Here is an 18,628-nt window from a genome sequence, read left to right as displayed (position 1 = left end):
TTTAACGGCGGCGACGTCTCAAGCGCGTTTCGCCATCGCCGATAGCTATCAGCGATCGGTCAGACCAGCCGCATCGCCGCCACCGGCACGCGCAGCACCGTCGGTCGTCACTGCAGCGCCTGTGGCCCACGCATCAATCTCACGAGAACTCCCCAATGTTAGGCAACTTCAAAATCGGAACCAGGCTGATCGTGGCGTTCCTGATCGTTTCGGCGATCGGCGCATGCATCGGGTGGGTGGGCTATTCCAACTCCGGCCGCATCAGCGACCTGTCGACCTCGCTGTACGAGCGCGAATTGCTGGGCCTGTCCAACGTCAAGGAGGCCAACATCAACCTGATCTACGCCGGCCGCGCGCGCGCCAACCTGTTGCTGGCCAGCAGCGCGGAAGAGCGCCAGTCGCATGTGCAGAACATCGACAAATACACCGCCAAGGTGGTCGACCACATGGCGCGTGCGCGCGACAGCTTCCGGACCGAGGAAGGCAGGAACAAACTGGCGCAGTTCGATCGCGCCTGGCAGACCTACCTGGACGAGCGTGGCCGTTTCATCGAAGCGGCCAACCGCGAAGCGCTGCGCGAAGCCAACCCCGAGCTCGCCGCGCTTTCGCGTGCGGTGCGCGCCAGCTCGGACGAAGTGGATACCCTGATGACCGACCTGAGCGGCCTGCGCGAGCGCAGCGCGGCCTCGGCCAACGCCGAAACCGGCGCCATCCATGCGCGCAGCTCCAGGCTGTTGATCGCCATCATCTGCAGTGGCGTGCTGCTCGGCGCCATCCTGGGCGTGGTGATCAGCCGCAGCGTCACCGGCCCGATCCGGCGCGCCGTCTCGGTGGCCAATGGGCTGTCCGAAGGCGACCTGACCATGCAGATCGATGTGCATGGCCGCGACGAAACCGCGCAGCTGCTCGAAGCGATGCGCACCATGGTGCAGAAGTTGTCGCAGGTGGTGGGCGAGGTCAATACCAGCGCCGAGACCCTGGCCAGCGCCTCCGAAGAAGTCAGCGCCACCGCACAGTCGCTGTCGCAGGCGGCCAGCGAACAGGCGGCCGGGGTGGAGGAAACCAGCGCGTCGCTGGAGCAGATGACCGCCTCGATCAGCCAGAACACCGAAAACGCACGCATCACCGACGGCATGGCCACCCAGGCCGCCAAGGAAACCATCGAAGGCGGCGAAGCGGTGGTGGCCACCACCCAGGCGATGAAGCAGATCGCGCAGAAGATCGGCATCATCGACGACATCGCGTATCAGACCAATCTGCTCGCGCTCAATGCCGCCATCGAAGCGGCGCGTGCCGGCGAACATGGCAAGGGCTTTGCGGTGGTGGCCGCCGAAGTACGCAAGCTGGCCGAACGCAGCCAGGTCGCGGCGCAGGAGATCGGCGAGGTGGCCAGCTCCAGCGTGGAACTGGCCGATCGCGCCGGACGCCTGCTGGACACCATCGTGCCCAGCATCAAGCGCACCTCGGATCTGGTGCAGGAAATCTCTGCCGCCTCCGAAGAACAATCGTCCGGTGTCAGCCAGATCAATTCGGCGGTGGTGCAGTTGAGCCAGACCACCCAGCAGAACGCCAGTGCCTCCGAAGAACTGGCTGCCACCGCCGAGGAAATGAGCGCGCAGGCCGAGCAGCTGCAGCAGAGCATGGCGTTCTTCCGCCTGGGCGGGCAGGGGCCGGCGACCACGCCGCCCAAGCGCGGCAAGCAGGTCGCCGCACGCCCGGTACGCGCCGCTGCTGCGCGCGGCTGGCGCAGCAGCGCGGCGCCGGCCTATGCGATGTCCGAGGGCCCGGACGAAGGCCAGTTCGCTCGCTTCTGAGAGATCGATCGATGACTGCACAGACTTCCGATGCAATGCCAGGCGATGCCGATGCGGCCGCCCAGTACCTGACCTTTCAGCTCGATGGCGAAACGTTTGCCACCAGCATTCTCGGCATTCGCGAAATCATCCAGTACCGCACCCCGACGCCGGTGCCATCGATGCCGGCCTGCGTGCGCGGGGTGATCAACCTGCGCGGTGCGGTGGTGCCGGTGGTGGACCTGCAGGCGCGGCTGGGACGCGCCGACAGCGCCATCAACAAGCGTAGCTGCATCGTGATCCTGTCCACCGAGCAGGCCCAGGGCACCCAGGTGATCGGCGTGCTGGTGGACGCCGTCAACGCGGTGATCGAACTGGCCGACCAGGATATCGAAGCGGCGCCGGCGTTCGGAACGCATATCCGCCGCGATCTGCTGCGCGGCATGGGCAAGGTGGGCGAACGCTTCGTGGTGCTGCTGGACATGGAGCAGGTGCTGCAGGTGGAGGAAATCGCCGGCAGCGCCGAGGTGCTGGCGGCTTGAACACCGCTCACCATCTCGATGGATCTGTGCGCGATGAACACCATCGCGAAGGGGCTGCGTCTGCATGGTCAGCACGCGCTGAGTGCGCTGGCGAAGGCGACGCTGCGATCAACCGAGCCGGCCTCTGAAGCAAGACCGGTGACTCGACGCAACGGCAGATCACCACGACACGCCTGCACGTCGCGTTGCTCAGTCGTGCAGCTGCCATCCGGTGAAGCGCTGCACGCGGTTGCGCCCAGCCATAATCGCCAGCTGCAAGGCATGCCGTGCGCGTGCCAGCAGCGCGTTCGTCTCTAACGCATCGTCCGGGGCCGCTTCCACCAGCCCTGCGCTGATGGTCAACGCGTCGCCAGGCCACTGCGCCTGCTCGATGGCCTGGCGAATCCCGTCGATTGCGCCAAGTGCGCCAGCCGCCGGGGTCACCGGCAGCGCCGCGCACAGCCGGTCGCCACTCAGCCGCGCGACGATGGTGTCCTGCGGCAGGCGGGACTCGATCACGCCGGCGACCTGGATCAGGGTCGCCTCCGCAGCTGCGGCACCGGCGTGCAAACGCTGCCGTTTGAAGCCATCCAGGTCGATCAGCGCCACGCTCATTGCCTGACCCGACGTCGGTGCCATCGCCTGCAAGGCGCGCTCCAGCCCGGCGTGATTCCACAGGCCGGTACCTGCATCGCGTAGCGCATCCAGTTCGACCAGTTTGGCTGCACGCCGCAATTGGATGGTGTCGACCACCTGGCGGGCCAGCGACCGCAATGCATCGCGCTCTGCGCCGGACAGACGCCGCGGCGCGCGGTCCAGCACGCACAAGGTGCCCAGCGCGATGCCGTCGGAGGTGAGCAGTGGCGCACCGGCATAAAAGCGGATCTGCGGCTCGCCGGTCACCAAGGCATTGTCGACAAAGCGCGGGTCCAGATGGGTATCGGTGACCTCCATCAACTGGTCCGGCTGCAGGATTGCGTGCGCGCAGAACGAGAGCGTGCGCGGCGTCTCGCTCGGCTGCATGCCCACGCGGGACTTGAACCATTGCCGCTGTGTATCCACCAGAGAGATCAGCGCCATCGGCGTGCGGCAGGTGGCTGCGGCAGTGGCGGTGAATGCGTCGTAGCCCGGCTCGGGCGGAGTATCCAGCAGCTGGTACTCATGCAGTGCGGCCAGGCGCTCGTCCTCGTTGGCCGGCTGCCGCGCACCCGGATGGGCGGCGAAGTCGCCCGGCAGCAGGCTGGCGTGGACCAGGTTCAGCGCAGGCGCGTCTGGAATCTGCATGCAGGACCTTCGAAGCAGTGCGCCGGCGGCGCCGTCAATAAGATGCATCCATCAACGCAACGCCGGAGCGTTCGTTCCGAACGATGGAAGCTGCGCATCGGCCACCCCTGTGCCCGACGCCTGACCCGATCTTGCCACAGCGTGGGCGCTGCCGATGCGGTCGCGTCCGCAATCAGGCCAGAGAATTCGGCGGTTACTCGCCCTGACCGTGTTGCCTCTTGGGGCGGCGGCTGTGCTCGTCGTGCACCTTCAGGTCGTCCTGGCCGGGGCGCTGTTTGGCGGTGTCGTCCTGCTTGCGCGATTCGCGGCTTTCGGAAACGCCGTTGGCATCGTCGGCGACGTCGTCGGGCTGGCGTGGATGCTTGCTCATGGCTGCGGTCCTGCGTAATGGTTGCAGCCACGGTAGCGCGCACGATGTGATCCCGGCGCCATGGCGTGGGCGCGGTCGCGCGGTGAAGGCCCTCGCGGTAACGTTCGTCGTAGAGCCGCTCGGGCCACAGCAAAAAGCCCCGAACGCGGACGTTCGAGGCTTTTTGCTTTATGCGGTGGGCGGAAGGCTCCCGAATAATACCTGCAAGTGATTGTAATGCAATGGGTATTTCCGGTGCAGTGAGTGCTGTTACCGCCATAGTTACCGCCAAGCTCATGCGGCTAGGCTCTGCGTACCATTGCGTGCGTCTACCGCTGCACTCATCCATGCGGCCACTTCGGTGGAGACCCAAGCGGCAATGTTGCCACCGGGGAATTGTACGGGCTTCGGGAACTTGCCCGCAGCGGCCCAGGCATAGAGCGTGGACTTGCTGACGCCGACGGTCGCGATGACCTCGGGCAAGCGCATGAAGTGATACGGCAGTGTCGTCTGTGGTTGAGTCGTCATGGCTTCCTTGAAATGAGAAAGGCCCGCTGCATGAGGTTGCAGCGAGCCTTTGGGTTGGTGTGGCGCCTGCCGTTGGGCAGCTTTCCCCGGAGGGGGCGGCATGGGGGCGGCTGGGCCTTGGATGGTTGAAGTGACTACCGCGAAATTTTGCAGCGAAAATCTTGTTTCTTCTCCCGCCGGCAGAGCGGTCAAATCAGGCTGGGGCTGTCAGTTGTCCAGATGTGCCGGTTGCGCTGGGACAGCGGGTGTCCCAATTGGGACAGGGCGGCATGGTGGTGGGCTGAAGTGAGCAAGAAGATCCACCGATGCGAGTTGATCTGTGGCATTCACCTCGTCGTTCGCCAGCATCTCAAGCGCTCTGGCGCGCACGGCTGGGGATGAGCCATCCACCAGCTTGACGATACTGCGCGCGACCTTCTCCGCATCCCGGTCTAACTGCTGCTGCTCGGTACTGGGCAAGCTTGTCTGCCATGGGCTGTTGGCTTCCCGCACGTATCGCCACCTCGGCCAGCCAGTGCCGGGGTCAATCGACAGTGAATTGAACTCCGTTGGGACCACGCGGGGCAGATAAGTCACCATGCTGCCGACGGTGTTCTTGCTGATGCCGAATCGGCCTGCGATAGAGCGTAACGATTCGCCCTTTGGAAGCTCGTTGGCGCCTCGTTGCGTCAGGATTGCAAGGTGCTGCCAAGCGGCATCTCGGCATTGTTCTTTGTGGAGGGCGAGTGATCTGCCAGTGCAGTTCACCAGCTTCGAGACGGCGACGGCCGCATGCCAGTCCATCGGCAAGATGCTCGCGGGAATTGTGTCTCGACCAGCCTGTCTATAGGCAGTTAGGCGATGGTGTCCGTCTACGAGGTACAAGCCGGGGGCCACAGACTCTGCGTGCCCGATATCCGCTATCCACACAGGGTCAAGTTGTGTCTGTTCCGATACTTCTAGCGCTAATCGAAGGGTGGCGATGTGCTGCTCGCGGCCCTGCTCGATCCGGCCCTTGTCGCGAATTGGAACTATGCGGGTCACTCTGGGCTGCAAAGCGTCAGCGAGCCGAACATAGCTGATAAGTAGATGCTGTTGAGGGGTGCACCTGAATCGCTCAAGTGCGGCGTCATAGTTCATTGCTGGCCTCCTATTCGAGTCGCGGGAGACGCGCATAACTTAGTCGGCATCATGCCGATGAGTCTGTTCCGTGTGCCGAAGTCAAGCGCGTCTAGGACAGCGTTGTGTCCTATAGGGGTACCGAAATGAGCTTCCTTTAAAAATCAGGTGGTTAACGGAGCTGGGCAAGGGCTCTTAGGTTGACTTTTCCTGAGATGGAGGCTCCAGTAGTGAGGCTGGAGGAACGCCCAAAGCATCAGCAAGGCGGTAGATGTTCAGGAGCGCGATGTTGCGTTGCCCGCGCTCGACGCCACCCAGGTAGCTGCGTGCGAGCCCGCTCTCTAGTGCGAGGCGTTCTTGGGAAAGTCCTCGGGCTCTTCTAACTTCGGCTAGTCGCAGTCCGAACATGGCGCGCGGATCGGTGGGCATCGCTTCCTCCAGCATTGAAGAACGATGCCGATGCGCCCTTTATCGGGCCACGCCCTATGAGTTCACCCTCTATGAGTGACATTAAGGGCGAGATGGGCCTATCATTCGATTGAGCGCGGAGCGCCCGCTCAGTGCAACAAGTCCAGAACAAGGTGACCAACGATGAAGTTGAAGTTTTGCAGCGTTGCCGGGGCCGCGCTTCTTCTCAGTGCGTGTGCTACTCATGCAGATTGGCTTGTGACCAAAGCCAGTCGCGCGGATGGCGTGGTAGCGCTTTCGTATGAGCGCAATGAGTTCCAGCGCCCCGACATGAGCGAGCAGCAGGCCGTGCAGCTTGCCGAGCAGAAGTGCAAAAACTGGGGCTATAAGGGAGCGGAGCCGTTCGGATCGCAGAGTGCCGAGTGTTTGTCACGCCGAGGCTTCGGAAACTGCGGATCAAGGCGCGTGACGATTGAATTCCAGTGCATCGGCAATCCAGGTAATTAATCTTGTTGCGCCGAAACCTACACGGGTCGCCAGATTTTTCGAGGTCAATCATGGGAACACTGCTTGCACTCCCACTTATCATGTTTGCACTTGGTGCAATTAGCACCCTTTCCAGTAGGCTGACATTGAGGTTGGGCAAAAAGCCCTGGCACTTGGTTGTGGTGCAGTTGGTTATGGGTCTTCTCGTGGCAGCACTTATAGCCTTTGCAATCGTGAGGATTTCTTCGACGCATTGAAATTTAAAATGATACAGATGACGGCTGTGGGCGGGTGCGCCTATGGAGTGCTAGCTCCTGTGGATAAGTTCGGCAATGTCCTTTAGTGGGCCAAGATTTAAGTGAATTGGAGGCAGGGTCTTTATTGGGCTTGTAGGGATAAATACATAGCGAAACTCCTCCTGATAGAGGTACTTGAAATGCTTGCAGGCAAAAACGCTCTTCGTCTTTTTTGAGGGATGAAAAGGATCGAAGTAATGAACTACGCATGGAACGAATCGCCAGCCACCAAGATGAGGACGAAGGGCCTGTATCAGCCTCCGTGAGTATTCGCCTACATCGCGGATTACCACTAACGAATCAGCATTGAAGTCGTCGAATAGACGTAGGCTCATGCCAAAGCTTGCGCACCATGCATAGTAATTCGTCTGCATGACGACTTTTTGCGGCCTCGGTGTTACAGGGCCAAAGGAGTCAATGAGCCTAGTCTTGAATGGATCAAGAGAAAGTATCTCCTCATCAAAGGCATCTCCAGCCAGGTCGTAAGAAAGCTCGTCATCTGCGATCGCTGGAGCTAAAGAATCATCGTTGTAAAAGGAGGCGGGGGATACTCGGAGTTTTCCTTCGTCTACCAACTCCTGCATCCATTTCCTTTCGCCAAACTTAAAGAGATAGCGATGCTTTGGCTTTTCTTTAAAAAGAGACAAGATTGCCTCTGATGCGGGACTATCAGGTGCGGTCGGCTTCGGGGCTAAGGTCTCTTTGATTCCGCATTTAATGAATAGGCCTTGATACGACGCTGTTCTGAGGCGTGATTCTTCAAGAAGGTGAGAGAAGAGGCACCACAGAAAATTGCCTGATTGCACGCTGCCTTGGACGCAACCTATTTTTCCGTTAGATTCCAGGGTCAGTATGTTCGATATGAGGTCGCGGGCACGCTGAGCTACTACCTCATCGCTTTGCTCCTCAAGGTAGCGGCGCTCCCTATATTCCTCATACCAGCGCATATAGAGTGATTGGTTCAAGTTTATCGGTTGCTGCATCTTCGCAACTCCTTAAGCGGTTCCGTTGAATAAGAGCGGCGCACTTCCGAGTCTGAGTGTCTGTATGTAATCACTCCATGCTTGCATCATCTTTCGACGCTCGTCCAAATATTGCGCTTGATTATAAATGCCGCGAACTCCTGGCATCTTATGGGTTAGCGCCGACTCAATGGCATCCGGCGTCCAGCCCCCCATTTCGTTTAGCAGCGTACTTGCCATGTGCCTGAAGCCATGGATGGTACTTTCATCCTTCTCAATGCCGCAGCGGCGGGCGGCTACGAGGATGGCATTTCCCGACATGTGCTTGCGAGGGTCCCGCCCACCAGGGAAAACGAACTCGCCGCGTCCGGTAAGAGGGTATAGGTCGCGCAGGATTTCCACAGCCTGAGTCGAAAGGGCGGCGATGTGGGTGCGCTTGGTCTTGGTCACGAAGTAGCGCCACTGTCCGGCGTCGAGGTCCAGTTCCGCCCACCTCATGCGGACAAGCTCGCCGGGTCTGGCGAACAGCAACGGTGCCAGTCGCAGGGCACTCCTGACCACTGGCCGACTGGTGCTGATGTCAATCTTCCGCAGCACGCCCGTAGCTTCCTCCGATGTGGTGGCAGCAGCGAACGGCATGGATCGCCAGGGAGTCAGCGCTCCTTTCAATGCACCTGTCGGATCGGCTTCGGCCCGGCCAGTACGCACTGCGTACCGAAAGACTGCGCCGCAGGTCTGCAAGGCTCGATGAGCAGTCTCGATGGCGCCTCGCTGTTCGATCCGCTCCAAGTGCTTCAGCAGTTCCGGGGCGGTAATGGCTGCGATGGGGCTGCTGCCGATCCAGGGAAAGATGTCGCTCTGCAAGCGGCGGATGATCTTGTCCGCGTACTGGGTACTCCAATCCTTCTGCTGCTTGGCGAACCACTCTCGGGCGATGACCTCGAAGCTGTTCGCTGCGGCGGCCTCCCCAGCGGCCTTGACGGCTTTCCGCTGTTCGCCGGGGTCCACCTTGGCCGCGAGCAGCCGACGCGCTTCCGCCAGCTTCTCCCGCGCATCTGCGAGGCTCACTTCGGGGTAGGTGCCGAATGACAGAGTGTTGCGCTTGCCGGTGACCGGGCGGCGGTAGTCGTAGCGCCACCAGCGTGCGCCGTCGGGTCGTAGTAGCAGATACAGGCCGTTGCCGTCGCGCAGCTTCTGAGGCGTTGCGAGACACTTCGTCCTGCGGATGGTGGTATCGGTGAGAGGCATGGTAGCTCCTTGACGGTAACAGGGTAGGGGATGCCCCAGCTACCGCCAAAATTACCGCCAGCTACCGCCGGATTTGTGTGGTCTCGGCTAGACTGCGTCGGAAACAAAAAAGGCCGGAAAGCCTTCTGTTGCAGGGTTTTCTGGCCTCGTTTGCACCGTCTAGGACGGAAAGATGGTGGAGCGGAAGGGGATCGAACCCTCGACCTTCGCGATGCGAACGCGACGCTCTCCCAGCTGAGCTACCGCCCCACGTGCTTGGATTCTAACCAAATGCCGCGCGGTTCGCCAAGCGAAGGACCGCAGCCGACCGTGCCGAGCGGCACGGTCGTACAGGCATTACTCGCGAACCAGCGGGAACTTGAGGTCCGGGTTCTTGGCCTTCCATTCCTTGTACGACACCGAACCTTCCCATGCGGCAAAGGCCTTGGGGGTGCGGCCGCGGCCGGACCAGGTTTCGCCGGTGTGCGGCAGTTCGTACTTGGGCTTGACTTCGCTGCGGCCGCTCTTGACCACTTCCTTGCGCGCAGCGGTGGTGCCCAGGTACGCGGCAATATCGTTGCGCTGCTTGGTATTGAAGTGACCGGCAAACTGTTCGAGCAGCGACACGATGGTGGCATGCGCCGAGGATGCCTCGCTGGCGCGCTCGGTTTTCTCCTGTTCTTCCAGCTTCTGCAGCTCGTCCAGCAGTTTGGCCTTGGCTTGCGCGATGGAATCCAGTTTCGAAGAGGTATTGCTCACAGAGGTATGGCCTCGGAATAAGAGTGGAGACGCCGCCCTTGGGCGCGCGCCATTATGACATGCGGCCCGGGGGCGGCCGCTGCCGGTAAAGGGATGCACGACAGGATGGCAGCTCTTCACAGGCTCTGCTCGGCCGCTTTCGCATTGTCGCTGCATGCATGCCCAGCTTACACGCCTGCACCGGCGAACCCGACCATGAATAGACGCAAATGTGCGATGGATGTCGATCGGCGCGGCTCCAGGCGCGCAGATCCCGCTTGCAGCGCTGTCGATGCTAGCCGGCGACATGGGCACTGCGCGATGGCCATGGGCAGGTGGATGCGGCCGCTTCTCGCTGCGAAAGCAATCGCGCCGCGCTTGCTCGCTGCGCCTGGCCGTGGCCGATGAGCCTGAGCGACTACCGCCGCAAGCGCCGCTTCGACAAGACCCGCGAGCCGGAGCCGGGCAAGGCCCTGCCGGCCGGCCAGCGCGCGATCTTCGTGGTGCAGCTGCACCATGCCAGCCGCCGGCACTACGACTTTCGCCTGCAGGTTGGCGATGCGCTAAAGAGCTGGGCGGTGCCCAAGGGGCCGAGTTACGACCCCAAGGTCAAGCGCATGGCAGTGGAGGTGGAGGACCACCCGGTGGACTACGCCGGTTTCGAGGGCGAGATTCCCAAGGGCGAATACGGTGGCGGCCATGTGGCGCGGTTCGACCACGGGGTCTGGGCCACCGATGGCGATGCCGAGGCGCAACTGGCCAAGGGGCATCTGCGCTTCGAGCTATTCGGCAGCAAGCTCAAGGGAGGTTGGCATCTGGTGCGCTCCGGCAAGCCGGCACGCCAGCCGCAGTGGCTGCTGTTCAAGGACGACGATGCGTATGCCGGCACCCTGGAGACCGACGATCTGCTCGCCGATGTGGCCGAAGCACCGGCCGAGGATGTGCGCCGCGCCGGCGCCGGCAAGGCGCAGCGCAAGGCGCTGGCCAGCGTGCCGCCGCCGCGCAGGGGCAGGCGCACGTCATGGTCGAAGCAGGCCCTGGCATTGGCGAACGCGCGCACCGAGCAGATGCAGGACGCGCCGTTTGCGCCACAACTGGCCAGGTTGGGCCAGGCCCCACCCGGTGGTGAGCAGTGGCTGCACGAGATCAAATGGGACGGCTACCGCATCCTGGCGACGGTGAGCGATGGCCAGGTGCGGCTGTGGTCGCGCAACGCGCTGGAATGGACCGACAAGGTGCCGGAGATCCGCGATGCGATCCAGTCGCTGGGCCTGCGCTCGGCGCAGCTGGATGGCGAGCTGATCGCCGGGCGTGGCACCAAGCAGGATTTCAATCTGCTACAGGCCACCCTGGCGGGCGAGCGCCAGATGCCGCTGGCGCTGGCAGTATTCGACCTGCTGCATCTGGATGGAGTGGACATCAGCCAGGCGCCGTTGCGCGCGCGCAAGCACTTGTTGCAGCAGCTGCTGGCGGAGGCATCGACAACGCACCTGGCCTATAGCGCGCATGTGGAAGGCGATGGGCAGCAGGCGTTTCGCGTGGCTGGCGAGCAGCATTTCGAAGGCATCGTGTCCAAACGGGCAGACCGGCCGTATCACCCCGGCCGTAGCGAGGATTGGCGCAAGACCAAGCAGTTGGCGAGCCAGGACTATGCGGTGGTGGGCTATACCGCGCCCAAGGGCAGCCGTCGCGGGTTCGGGTCGCTGCTGCTGGCCACGCCCGATCCGGTACATGGCTGGTTATATGTCGGCCGTGTGGGGACGGGGTTTTCCGATGCGCTGATGCGCGAGCTGATGCCGCAGCTGGAAGGTGGCGGCCGCACGCCCACCGTACATGTGCCCACCGACGACACCGATTTGCGCGGCGCCAGCTGGTTTGCGCCGCGGTTCGTGGTGGAGGTGGTCTATCGCGGTATCGGCGGGCAGCAGCTGTTGCGCCAGGCGTCCTTCAAGGCTTTGCGAGCAGACAAGCGCATCGCCGATCTGACCGATCCCGACACCGCCGGCGCAGCACGGGTCGATGCGCAAGCGCCCACCGCACGTGGCTCACGGCGCACCGCCAGGACGGCGGCAGCGTCCGCAGCGCAGCCGGCAACTGAGGGCAAACCAGCTTCCATCCGGCCAGCGACGCTCTCCAGTCCGAACAAACTCATTTACCCGGACATTCGCGCCACCAAGGGCGAGGTCTGGGAGTACTACCAGGCAGTCATGGAGCACCTGCTGCCGCAGATTGCCGGGCGTCCGCTGTCGATCATTCGCTGCCCCAATGGCGCAGAAAAACCCTGTTTCTTCCAGAAGCACCACACCGCCGGGCTCGAACGTGTCAGCACGGTGAAGCTGAAGGAGGAGACCGGCAGCACTGCCGAGTATCTGGTGGTGCAGAATGCACCGGGCTTGCTGGAGCTGGTGCAATTCAATGCCCTGGAGTTCCATCCCTGGGGCGCGCACGCGGCACGTCCGGACGTTGCCGACCGGGTGGTGTTCGATCTGGACCCCGGCCCGGACGTGCCGTTCGCGGAGGTCAAACGCGCGGCCACCGATATCCGCAAACTGCTGGCGCGGCTGGAACTTGAAGCGTTCCTGCGCGTATCCGGCGGCAAGGGATTGCACGTGGTGGTGCCCCTGAACCCCGGCTGCGAGTGGGACCTGACCCGGCGCTTTGCCAAGGGCTTTGCCGATGCGCTGGCGCAATCGGAGCCGGAGCGCTTCGTTGCCACTGCCAGCAAGCGCCTGCGCAACAAGCGCATCTTCATCGACTATCTGCGCAATGGACGCGGCGCCACCGCGGTGGCGTCGTATTCGCTACGTGGCCGTCCGGGCGCCCCGGTGGCGATGCCGCTGGCGTGGTCGGAGCTTTCCAAGCTGCACCGCGCCGATGTCTTCACCTTGCGCGAGGTACCGGACAAATTGCGGCGCAGACGCAAGGACCCGTGGGCGGAGATCGATCGCATCCGGCAGAACCTTGCGCGTTGGGGGGCCAAGGAGTAGCAGGCGTTACCGGGTGGACGACCGATCGATGGCGCAGCCCGCATCGCTGCGAGCATGTGCGCGCGGCTGGCTCATTTGCCCGCGCGCTCGTCCAGCAACGGCAGCAACTGCGCTTCCAGCAGCGCGCGACGCCACTGGCCCAGCGCGGCCGGCCAGCCGTGCTGCTCGATCAAACTTTCCAGATGCCGGCGTGAGGCAAGCAGGCCGTCCGGCAGGCCGAGTTCGCGGCTGCGTTGCGCCACCGCTTCCTGCAGCCGCTTGAGCAGCGCCTTGTTGCCATCGGTGGCGGCCTGCGCCAGCGGCGCGTGGTCTTCGTCGGGCAGCGGCGTGTTGAGCGCCTCCCACACCGCAGTGGCCAGCTTGCGCGGCGCCTTGGGAAACTTGTCGAACTGCTGCAGCAGCGCGTCCAGGTCGGCTGGCGGAAAGCGTGCCAGCTGACTGGCCAGCTCGTTGTCCAGGATCCAGCTGCGCGGGCGGTCGCTCTGGCGTGCCTGCAGATCGCGCCAGCGCAGCAGGCGCAGCAGCCGGCGTTGCGCGGCCGGCTCCAGGAACTGCGCGGTGCGCAGGCTCACATGCGGCCAGCGCTCGCCGTCATCGTGCTCGACCGTGGCGAGCAGGCGCTGCGCATCTTCGTCCAGCCAGCCCAGGCGGTTCTGTTCGGCAAGACGGCGCGTGAGTTCATCGTGGATCGCAAACAGGTAACGCACATCGTCGGCGGCGTACTCCAGTTGCGCTGGCGACAGCGGACGCCGCATCCAGTCCGAGCGCGTCTCGCCCTTGGTCAGCAGCGTGCCGGTGATTTCCTGCACCAGCTTCTGGTAGCCCATGCCACCGCCCACACCAGCCAGCGCCGCGGCGATCTGGGTGTCGAACAGCGGGCGCGGCAAGACGCCGCAGGCGCACTTGAAGGTGACCAGGTCTTCGCTGGCGCTGTGCATCACCTTGACGATGTCGGTCGCGGTCAACCAGACGCTGAGCGCTTCGTTCATGCCCGGGATCAGCGGATCGATCAGCAGGATCTCCTCGCCGATGGCCATCTGCACCAGCGCCAGTTGCGGCCAGTAGGTGCGTTCGCGAATGAATTCGGTATCCAGGCCGATGCGCGAAGGACGCGATGCCTGCAGGCGTTCGCTCAGCTCGGAGGGGTGGGTGATCCAATGGGGCACGTGATTTCCGTCGACAGCAAGGGTTTGCGCAGAACGCGCAGAATAGCCTAACGTCGCGATCGCCTGTCGTGCGGCAGAGCACTGGAAGGAGCAGGTGGTGGGCAAGTGTGGCAAGCGGATCGCAGCGTGGGCATTGGTGGCGCTCAGCATGTGCGGCTGTTCGCGTGCTCCCGCACCGACACCTGCACCCGCCGCTGCGCGCGCGCCGGCGGCGACCGCGCAGCCGGCAGCGCCGAATGTGTCGATCGGCGGCGAAGAATCGGCCGAGACCGTCGCGCAATGGCAGCCGCCGGCGGTGGACCTGGGTGAGGAGCCGTTGCCGCAGGCACGCAAGCGCGCCGAGCAGGCGCTGCAGGACGACCGCCTGTACCGCGACGCAGACGATGCGATTCCCTTGTATCTGGCGATCCAACAACGCGCCGGCGGCAAGGATGCGGCCAGCCGGCGTGGTCTGGAACGGGCACGCGCACGGTTGATCGAGCGCGGCCATGCGTTGATCGCACAAAGCGATCGCCAGCACGATGCGCTGGACCAGGCGCGCGAACTGGCCAGCGTCGGCATGGCGCTGGCACCGCAGGATCCGAAGGTGCGCGCCCTGCAACGCGAGGTGGAAACCGCCCAGCGCGTGCTCGCCTTCAATCGCGCCGGCGAGGACGACCTGCGCGCGGGCCGGCTGGGCGAAGACGGCAATGGCGCGCTGGTGAACTTCCGCGATGCCGCGCAGCTGGACGCGGACAATCCGCGCACCCGCCAGGGGCTGGCGGCGGTAGAGAGCGGGCTGCTGGAGCGCGCCGAACGCGCGGGCGAGGCCAGCGATTTCATCGGCGCCCGCTACTGGCTGCAGATGGCCGCGCAGGTCCGCGAGCGTGCGCCCACCATTGCCGACGCGCGCGCACGGATCGAACGCCTGCGCCGCGCGCAGATCGCCGCCCTGCACGATGCCGGGCTGCACGACCTGACCTCTCCGCGCGGGCTCAAGGCCGCCGGCCAAACCCTGGCCGAGGTGCTGCGCATCGCCGATCCGGGCGACCCGATGGCCGGCGACCTGCGCCGCCGCCTGGAGCTGGCGACCCACTACGGCAGCTTCCGCCCCGGGCAGGTGTTCACCGACGGGCTCAAGCTCGGCGGGCGTGGTCCGCAGATGATCGTGGTGCCGCATGGCGCCTTCCAGATGGGCGCGGGCGACGCCGAACCTGGCGCGTCCGACAATGAGCGGCCGGCGCATTACGTGCGTTTCGCGCGCGGTTTTGCGCTGTCGATCACCGAGGTGACGGTGGCCGAGTTCCGCCAGTTCGTCGAAGCCACCGGCGCCCGCCCGCGCGCCACCCGACGCGGGCATTCGGTGGTGTACGACGAGCGCAGCGGCAACTTCATCCGCCGCAGCGGCGTGGACTGGCAGTCCGACTACAACGGCGCGCAGGCCGCGCCAAACACCCCGGTGATGCATGTCAGCATCCGCGACGCCGAAGCGTATGCGGCCTGGCTGTCGGAACAGACCGGCCGCCATTACCACGTGCCCAGCGAAGCCGAATTCGAGTACGCGGTGCGTGCCGGCACCACCGGGCGGTATCCCTGGGGCAATGCCGGCTCGCCGCCGCGCGATGCCGGCAACTTCACCGGCGGCAACGACGTTTCACGCAGCGGCCGGCACTGGAACAACGGCTTCGTCGGGTATGGCGACGGCTTCTGGGGGCCGGCGCCGGTGGGCAGCTTCCGCGCCAACGCCTGGGGCCTGCACGACATGGGCGGCAACCTGAGCGAATGGGTGGCCGACTGCTGGCACGCCAGCTATCGCCGCGCACCGGGCGATGGCGCGGCCTGGTTCAACCCGGGTTGCCGGCAGCGCATGATCCGCGGCGGCAGCTGGGCCAACTCGCCGCAGCAGACGCGCGCGGCCTGGCGGCAGTCGCAGGACTCGGACACCACCAGTGCACGCATCGGCTTCCGGCTGGCGCGCGGGATCTAGCTCTCCGCTGCGGCAAGCCTTCCGATCCAACCGCTGTCTGGACCGCCTGACCGTCCGCGCCGCGCCCGCAGACTTAACCGTGGTGAACACACGGTGGAGACTGCTGGAACCGCGCCGCTCCCGGGCGGTCGAAGCGCCAGCGCTTCTGAAGGACTGCCGCGATGGGCATGGCAATCACACTGTTTCGTTGGGTCATGGCGATCCTGCTGATCGGCGGCAGCGGCTACGCCGTGGCGCGGCACCTGCAGGACGGCAATACCGCCGGCCACTACCGTTCGGTGGAGGTGATCCGCCCCGAGGGCAGGCCCAAGGCGATGGTGATCGTGCTGCCCAACAGCGGCCACCCGGAGCAAACGCAACAACTGGCCGACATGCTGAGCAACGATGGCGCGCTGGTCGCGGTGGTCGATACCGCTAGCTACCGCGAGCGCGTGCGCTCGCATCACGCCGCCTGCAGCTCGCTGGCCGACGACGCCGAACGGCTGGGCAAGAAACTGCTGCGTGCCGAGCATGTGGATGCCTTCCTGCCGCCGGTGCTGGTGGGGCAGGGCGATGGTGCGGTGCTGGCGCGGCAGGCGCTGGCCTCGGCCGCGCCCGATGTGCTCGGCGGCGCGGTGGTGGCCGATGCCGGCAGCACCGACGCGGGGCTGGCGTGCTCGCGCGACGTGCCCGATGCCAACCAGGGGTTCCTGGACGACCTGGTCGACGGCGCCAGCCCGATGCAGATCGCCGCTGCCACGCGCAGCCATTTCCAGGCCGCGCAGGCACACGGGCTGGGCGATCTGCCGCTGGTGGAACTGCACGCGCCCGGCAGCGACCGCCTGGTGGTGATGCTGTCCGGCGATGGCGGCTGGCGCGAACTGGACAAGGGCATTGCCGCCCAGTTGCAGCAGCGGGGCGTGTCGGTGGTGGGCTGGAACAGCCTGCGCTATTTCTGGGCCAGCCGCACGCCACAGCAGATCGGCGCGGATCTGGACCGGGTCATCGCCGCCTACCGGCAGCGCTGGCATATCCAGCATGTGGCGCTGGTCGGCTATTCGTTCGGCGCCGACGTGCTGCCGTTCGCCTACCCGGATCTTTCGCCACAGCAGCGCGCCGCGGTGCAATTCGTCAGCCTGCTCGGCCTTGGTCACCAGGCCGATTTCAAGGTGCGCGTCGGGGGCTGGCTGGGCTGGCACAACGATGCCGAGCGCGATGTGGAGCCCGCACTGCAGGCGTTCGACCTGCCGCGTGTGCAATGCATCTACGGCACTGAAGAAAAGGACACCTTGTGCCCCGAACTGCGCGCACGCGGCGTGGAGGTGGTTTCGCGGCCGGGTGGTCATCACTTCGATCACGACCCGGTGGTACTGACCAACCTGCTGATGCAGGGCTGGCAGCATGCCGCGCAGCGGCCTGCGCGGAGCTGACGACGGTTCGCTACGTCCTGCCAGCCGCTCAGTCGCCGCCGGGCTCCACGCGCACATCGATGCTGCCGTCGGCCAGCTGCGCACGCAGGCGCTCGCCCGGGGCTACCTCGGCAGCGCTGCGGATCACCTGTCCGTCTGCCGGGCGCGTCACGATGGCATAGCCGCGTGCCACGGTGGCCAGCGGGCTCACCGCTTCCAGCGAGCGCACCACGCTGCGCAACCTCAAGTGATCGTGCTGCAGACGCCGTTGCATGGCGGCCTGCGGATGCAGGGCGCGCAACCGTTGCTGCAGGCTGGCCAGATTGCGCTGCGGCGTGTGCGCCTGCAACCGCGCCTGCCCTCGCTGCAGGCGGGCCTGCAGGCGTTCCAGCAGCTGGGTCATGCGCCCGTGCAGGCGGCGTGCGGCGTCTTCCTGGCGGCGTTGCAGCAGGTGCAGGCGCGCCTGCGGGCTATGCGCACGCAACCGCAGGGCCAGCCGGTCGGCCCGCTGCATCGCGTTGCCCAAGGCATGCTGCTGCAGCTGGGCAAGACGCGTGCGTGCGCGACGGACCCGCGCCAGCAGTTCGCGCTGGTCGGGCACCAGCAATTCGGCCGCCACGGAAGGCGTGGGTGCACGCACGTCGGCGACGAAGTCGCTGAGGCTGAAGTCGGTTTCGTGACCCACCGCCGACACCACCGGCGTCTGTGCGGCGGCGATCGCACGCGCCAGCGCTTCGTCGTTGAAGGCCCACAGGTCTTCCAGCGAGCCGCCGCCGCGGGTGATCAGGATGACGTCGTAGCGCGCCGAGGCATCGGCGCGTTGTAGCAGCGCAGTGATCTGCGCCGCGGCGCTCTCGCCCTGTACCAGCGACGGCAACAGGTCCACTTCCAGCAACGGGAAACGCCGTGCCAGCACGCTGAGCACGTCGCGCACTGCTGCACCGCTGGGCGAGGTGATCACTGCCAGCCGGCGCACGTGTGCGGGCAGGGTGCGCTTGCGCTCGGCATCGAACAGGCCTTCGGCAGCCAGCCGCGCACGCAGCGCGTCGAAGGCGCGGCGCAGCGCGCCCTCGCCGGCTTCTTCCATGTGGTCGAGCACCAGCTGGTAGTCGCCGCGCGCTTCGTACAGGGTCAAACGGCCGCGTGCGAGCACGCGCAGGCCTTCTCTGGGCTGGAATTTCAGCCAGGTGCTCTTGGGTTTGAACATCGCGCAGCGGATCTGCGCGCGCGCATCCTTGAGCGTGAAGTACAGATGCCCCGACGCCGGACGGGTGACGCTGCTCAGTTCGGCTTCCACCCAGACCAGCGGGAAGCTGCCTTCGAGCAGGTCGCGTGCCAGCGTGTTGAGCTGGCTGGGGGTGAGGATCTGTTGGGTGCGTTCGGCCATCGCCGCATTATCCCGCAGCGGCGCAGATCCTGGGTGATCGGCCG

General features: G+C 64.9%; 16 protein-coding genes and 1 tRNA gene. 6 read left to right on the top strand and 11 right to left on the bottom strand.

Annotated elements, in window-relative coordinates:
• Positions 1-155: 155 nt before the first annotated feature.
• Positions 156-1,814 carry a methyl-accepting chemotaxis protein gene (locus tag HG421_RS09795; RefSeq protein WP_169706226.1) on the top strand — a complete coding sequence of 553 codons (1,659 nt, stop codon included), beginning with the start codon at positions 156-158 and terminating at the stop codon, positions 1,812-1,814.
• An 11-nt stretch (positions 1,815-1,825) separates the two neighbouring features.
• Entirely contained in the window at positions 1,826-2,335 is a 510-nt protein-coding gene (locus HG421_RS09790; RefSeq protein WP_169706225.1) for a chemotaxis protein CheW, read from the top strand.
• A gap of 189 nt (positions 2,336-2,524) precedes the next feature.
• On the opposite strand, the gene HG421_RS09785 is transcribed toward HG421_RS09790, so the two are convergent.
• The 5 genes from HG421_RS09785 to HG421_RS09765 all read right to left on the bottom strand — a co-directional run bounded on the left by HG421_RS09785 (position 2,525) and on the right by HG421_RS09765 (position 5,981).
• Positions 2,525-3,598, bottom strand: coding sequence for a GGDEF domain-containing protein (locus tag HG421_RS09785; protein ID WP_169706224.1), 1,074 nt, complete (start codon positions 3,596-3,598; stop codon positions 2,525-2,527).
• A 193-nt stretch (positions 3,599-3,791) separates the two neighbouring features.
• Entirely contained in the window at positions 3,792-3,968 is a 177-nt protein-coding gene (locus tag HG421_RS09780; RefSeq protein WP_169706223.1) for a hypothetical protein, read from the bottom strand.
• Positions 3,969-4,241: 273 nt separating this feature from the next.
• Positions 4,242-4,475 carry a helix-turn-helix transcriptional regulator gene (locus HG421_RS09775; protein WP_230079423.1) on the bottom strand — a complete coding sequence of 78 codons (234 nt, stop codon included), beginning with the start codon at positions 4,473-4,475 and terminating at the stop codon, positions 4,242-4,244.
• A 207-nt stretch (positions 4,476-4,682) separates the two neighbouring features.
• Positions 4,683-5,594, bottom strand: a complete 912-nt coding sequence (locus HG421_RS09770) for a ParB N-terminal domain-containing protein (protein ID WP_169706222.1) — start codon at positions 5,592-5,594, stop codon at positions 4,683-4,685.
• A 174-nt stretch (positions 5,595-5,768) separates the two neighbouring features.
• The gene (locus HG421_RS09765; RefSeq protein WP_228507970.1) at positions 5,769-5,981 is read right to left on the bottom strand and encodes a helix-turn-helix domain-containing protein; all 213 of its coding nucleotides are present in this window, start codon (positions 5,979-5,981) and stop codon (positions 5,769-5,771) included.
• 183 nt (positions 5,982-6,164) lie between these two features.
• Here HG421_RS09765 and yecR point away from each other — a divergent pair, with 183 nt between their 5' ends.
• On the top strand, positions 6,165-6,488 hold the full coding sequence (gene yecR / locus HG421_RS09760) for a YecR family lipoprotein (RefSeq protein ID WP_065628148.1): 324 nt from the start codon (positions 6,165-6,167) through the stop codon (positions 6,486-6,488).
• Positions 6,489-6,774: 286 nt separating this feature from the next.
• On the opposite strand, the gene HG421_RS09755 is transcribed toward yecR, so the two are convergent.
• The 4 genes from HG421_RS09755 to HG421_RS09740 all read right to left on the bottom strand — a co-directional run bounded on the left by HG421_RS09755 (position 6,775) and on the right by HG421_RS09740 (position 9,711).
• Positions 6,775-7,746 (bottom strand): hypothetical protein, encoded by a 972-nt coding sequence (locus HG421_RS09755; RefSeq protein ID WP_169706221.1) that lies wholly within the window; start codon positions 7,744-7,746, stop codon positions 6,775-6,777.
• A 12-nt stretch (positions 7,747-7,758) separates the two neighbouring features.
• Positions 7,759-8,973, bottom strand: a complete 1,215-nt coding sequence (locus HG421_RS09750; RefSeq protein WP_169706220.1) for a tyrosine-type recombinase/integrase — start codon at positions 8,971-8,973, stop codon at positions 7,759-7,761.
• A gap of 173 nt (positions 8,974-9,146) precedes the next feature.
• Positions 9,147-9,222, bottom strand: a tRNA-Ala gene (locus tag HG421_RS09745).
• Between the two features lie 87 nt (positions 9,223-9,309).
• The gene (locus HG421_RS09740) at positions 9,310-9,711 is read right to left on the bottom strand and encodes an H-NS family nucleoid-associated regulatory protein (RefSeq protein WP_003485983.1); all 402 of its coding nucleotides are present in this window, start codon (positions 9,709-9,711) and stop codon (positions 9,310-9,312) included.
• Between the two features lie 383 nt (positions 9,712-10,094).
• Here HG421_RS09740 and ligD point away from each other — a divergent pair, with 383 nt between their 5' ends.
• Complete coding sequence (gene ligD, locus HG421_RS09735; protein ID WP_169706219.1) at positions 10,095-12,677, top strand: DNA ligase D; 2,583 nt, start codon at positions 10,095-10,097, stop codon at positions 12,675-12,677.
• Between the two features lie 71 nt (positions 12,678-12,748).
• Here ligD and rnd read toward each other — a convergent pair whose 3' ends face one another.
• The gene (rnd, locus tag HG421_RS09730) at positions 12,749-13,843 is read right to left on the bottom strand and encodes a ribonuclease D (protein WP_169706218.1); all 1,095 of its coding nucleotides are present in this window, start codon (positions 13,841-13,843) and stop codon (positions 12,749-12,751) included.
• Positions 13,844-13,991: 148 nt separating this feature from the next.
• On the opposite strand from rnd, the gene HG421_RS09725 reads away from it, so the two are divergent.
• Both HG421_RS09725 and HG421_RS09720 read left to right on the top strand, forming a co-directional pair.
• Positions 13,992-15,809: a formylglycine-generating enzyme family protein gene (locus HG421_RS09725; RefSeq protein WP_169708148.1), complete on the top strand. Its 1,818-nt coding sequence runs from the start codon at positions 13,992-13,994 to the stop codon at positions 15,807-15,809.
• 161 nt (positions 15,810-15,970) lie between these two features.
• Positions 15,971-17,218 (top strand): AcvB/VirJ family lysyl-phosphatidylglycerol hydrolase, encoded by a 1,248-nt coding sequence (locus HG421_RS09720; RefSeq protein ID WP_169706217.1) that lies wholly within the window; start codon positions 15,971-15,973, stop codon positions 17,216-17,218.
• 28 nt (positions 17,219-17,246) lie between these two features.
• On the opposite strand, the gene xseA is transcribed toward HG421_RS09720, so the two are convergent.
• On the bottom strand, positions 17,247-18,584 hold the full coding sequence (gene xseA / locus HG421_RS09715) for an exodeoxyribonuclease VII large subunit (RefSeq protein WP_169706216.1): 1,338 nt from the start codon (positions 18,582-18,584) through the stop codon (positions 17,247-17,249).
• Between the last annotated feature and the right edge of the window lie 44 nt (positions 18,585-18,628).

Source organism: Xanthomonas campestris pv. badrii, assembly GCF_012848175.1.
Classification (GTDB): domain Bacteria; phylum Pseudomonadota; class Gammaproteobacteria; order Xanthomonadales; family Xanthomonadaceae; genus Xanthomonas; species Xanthomonas campestris_C.
Note: the sequence above shows the minus strand (reverse complement) of the source record. Positions and strands in the feature narration are given on the sequence as shown.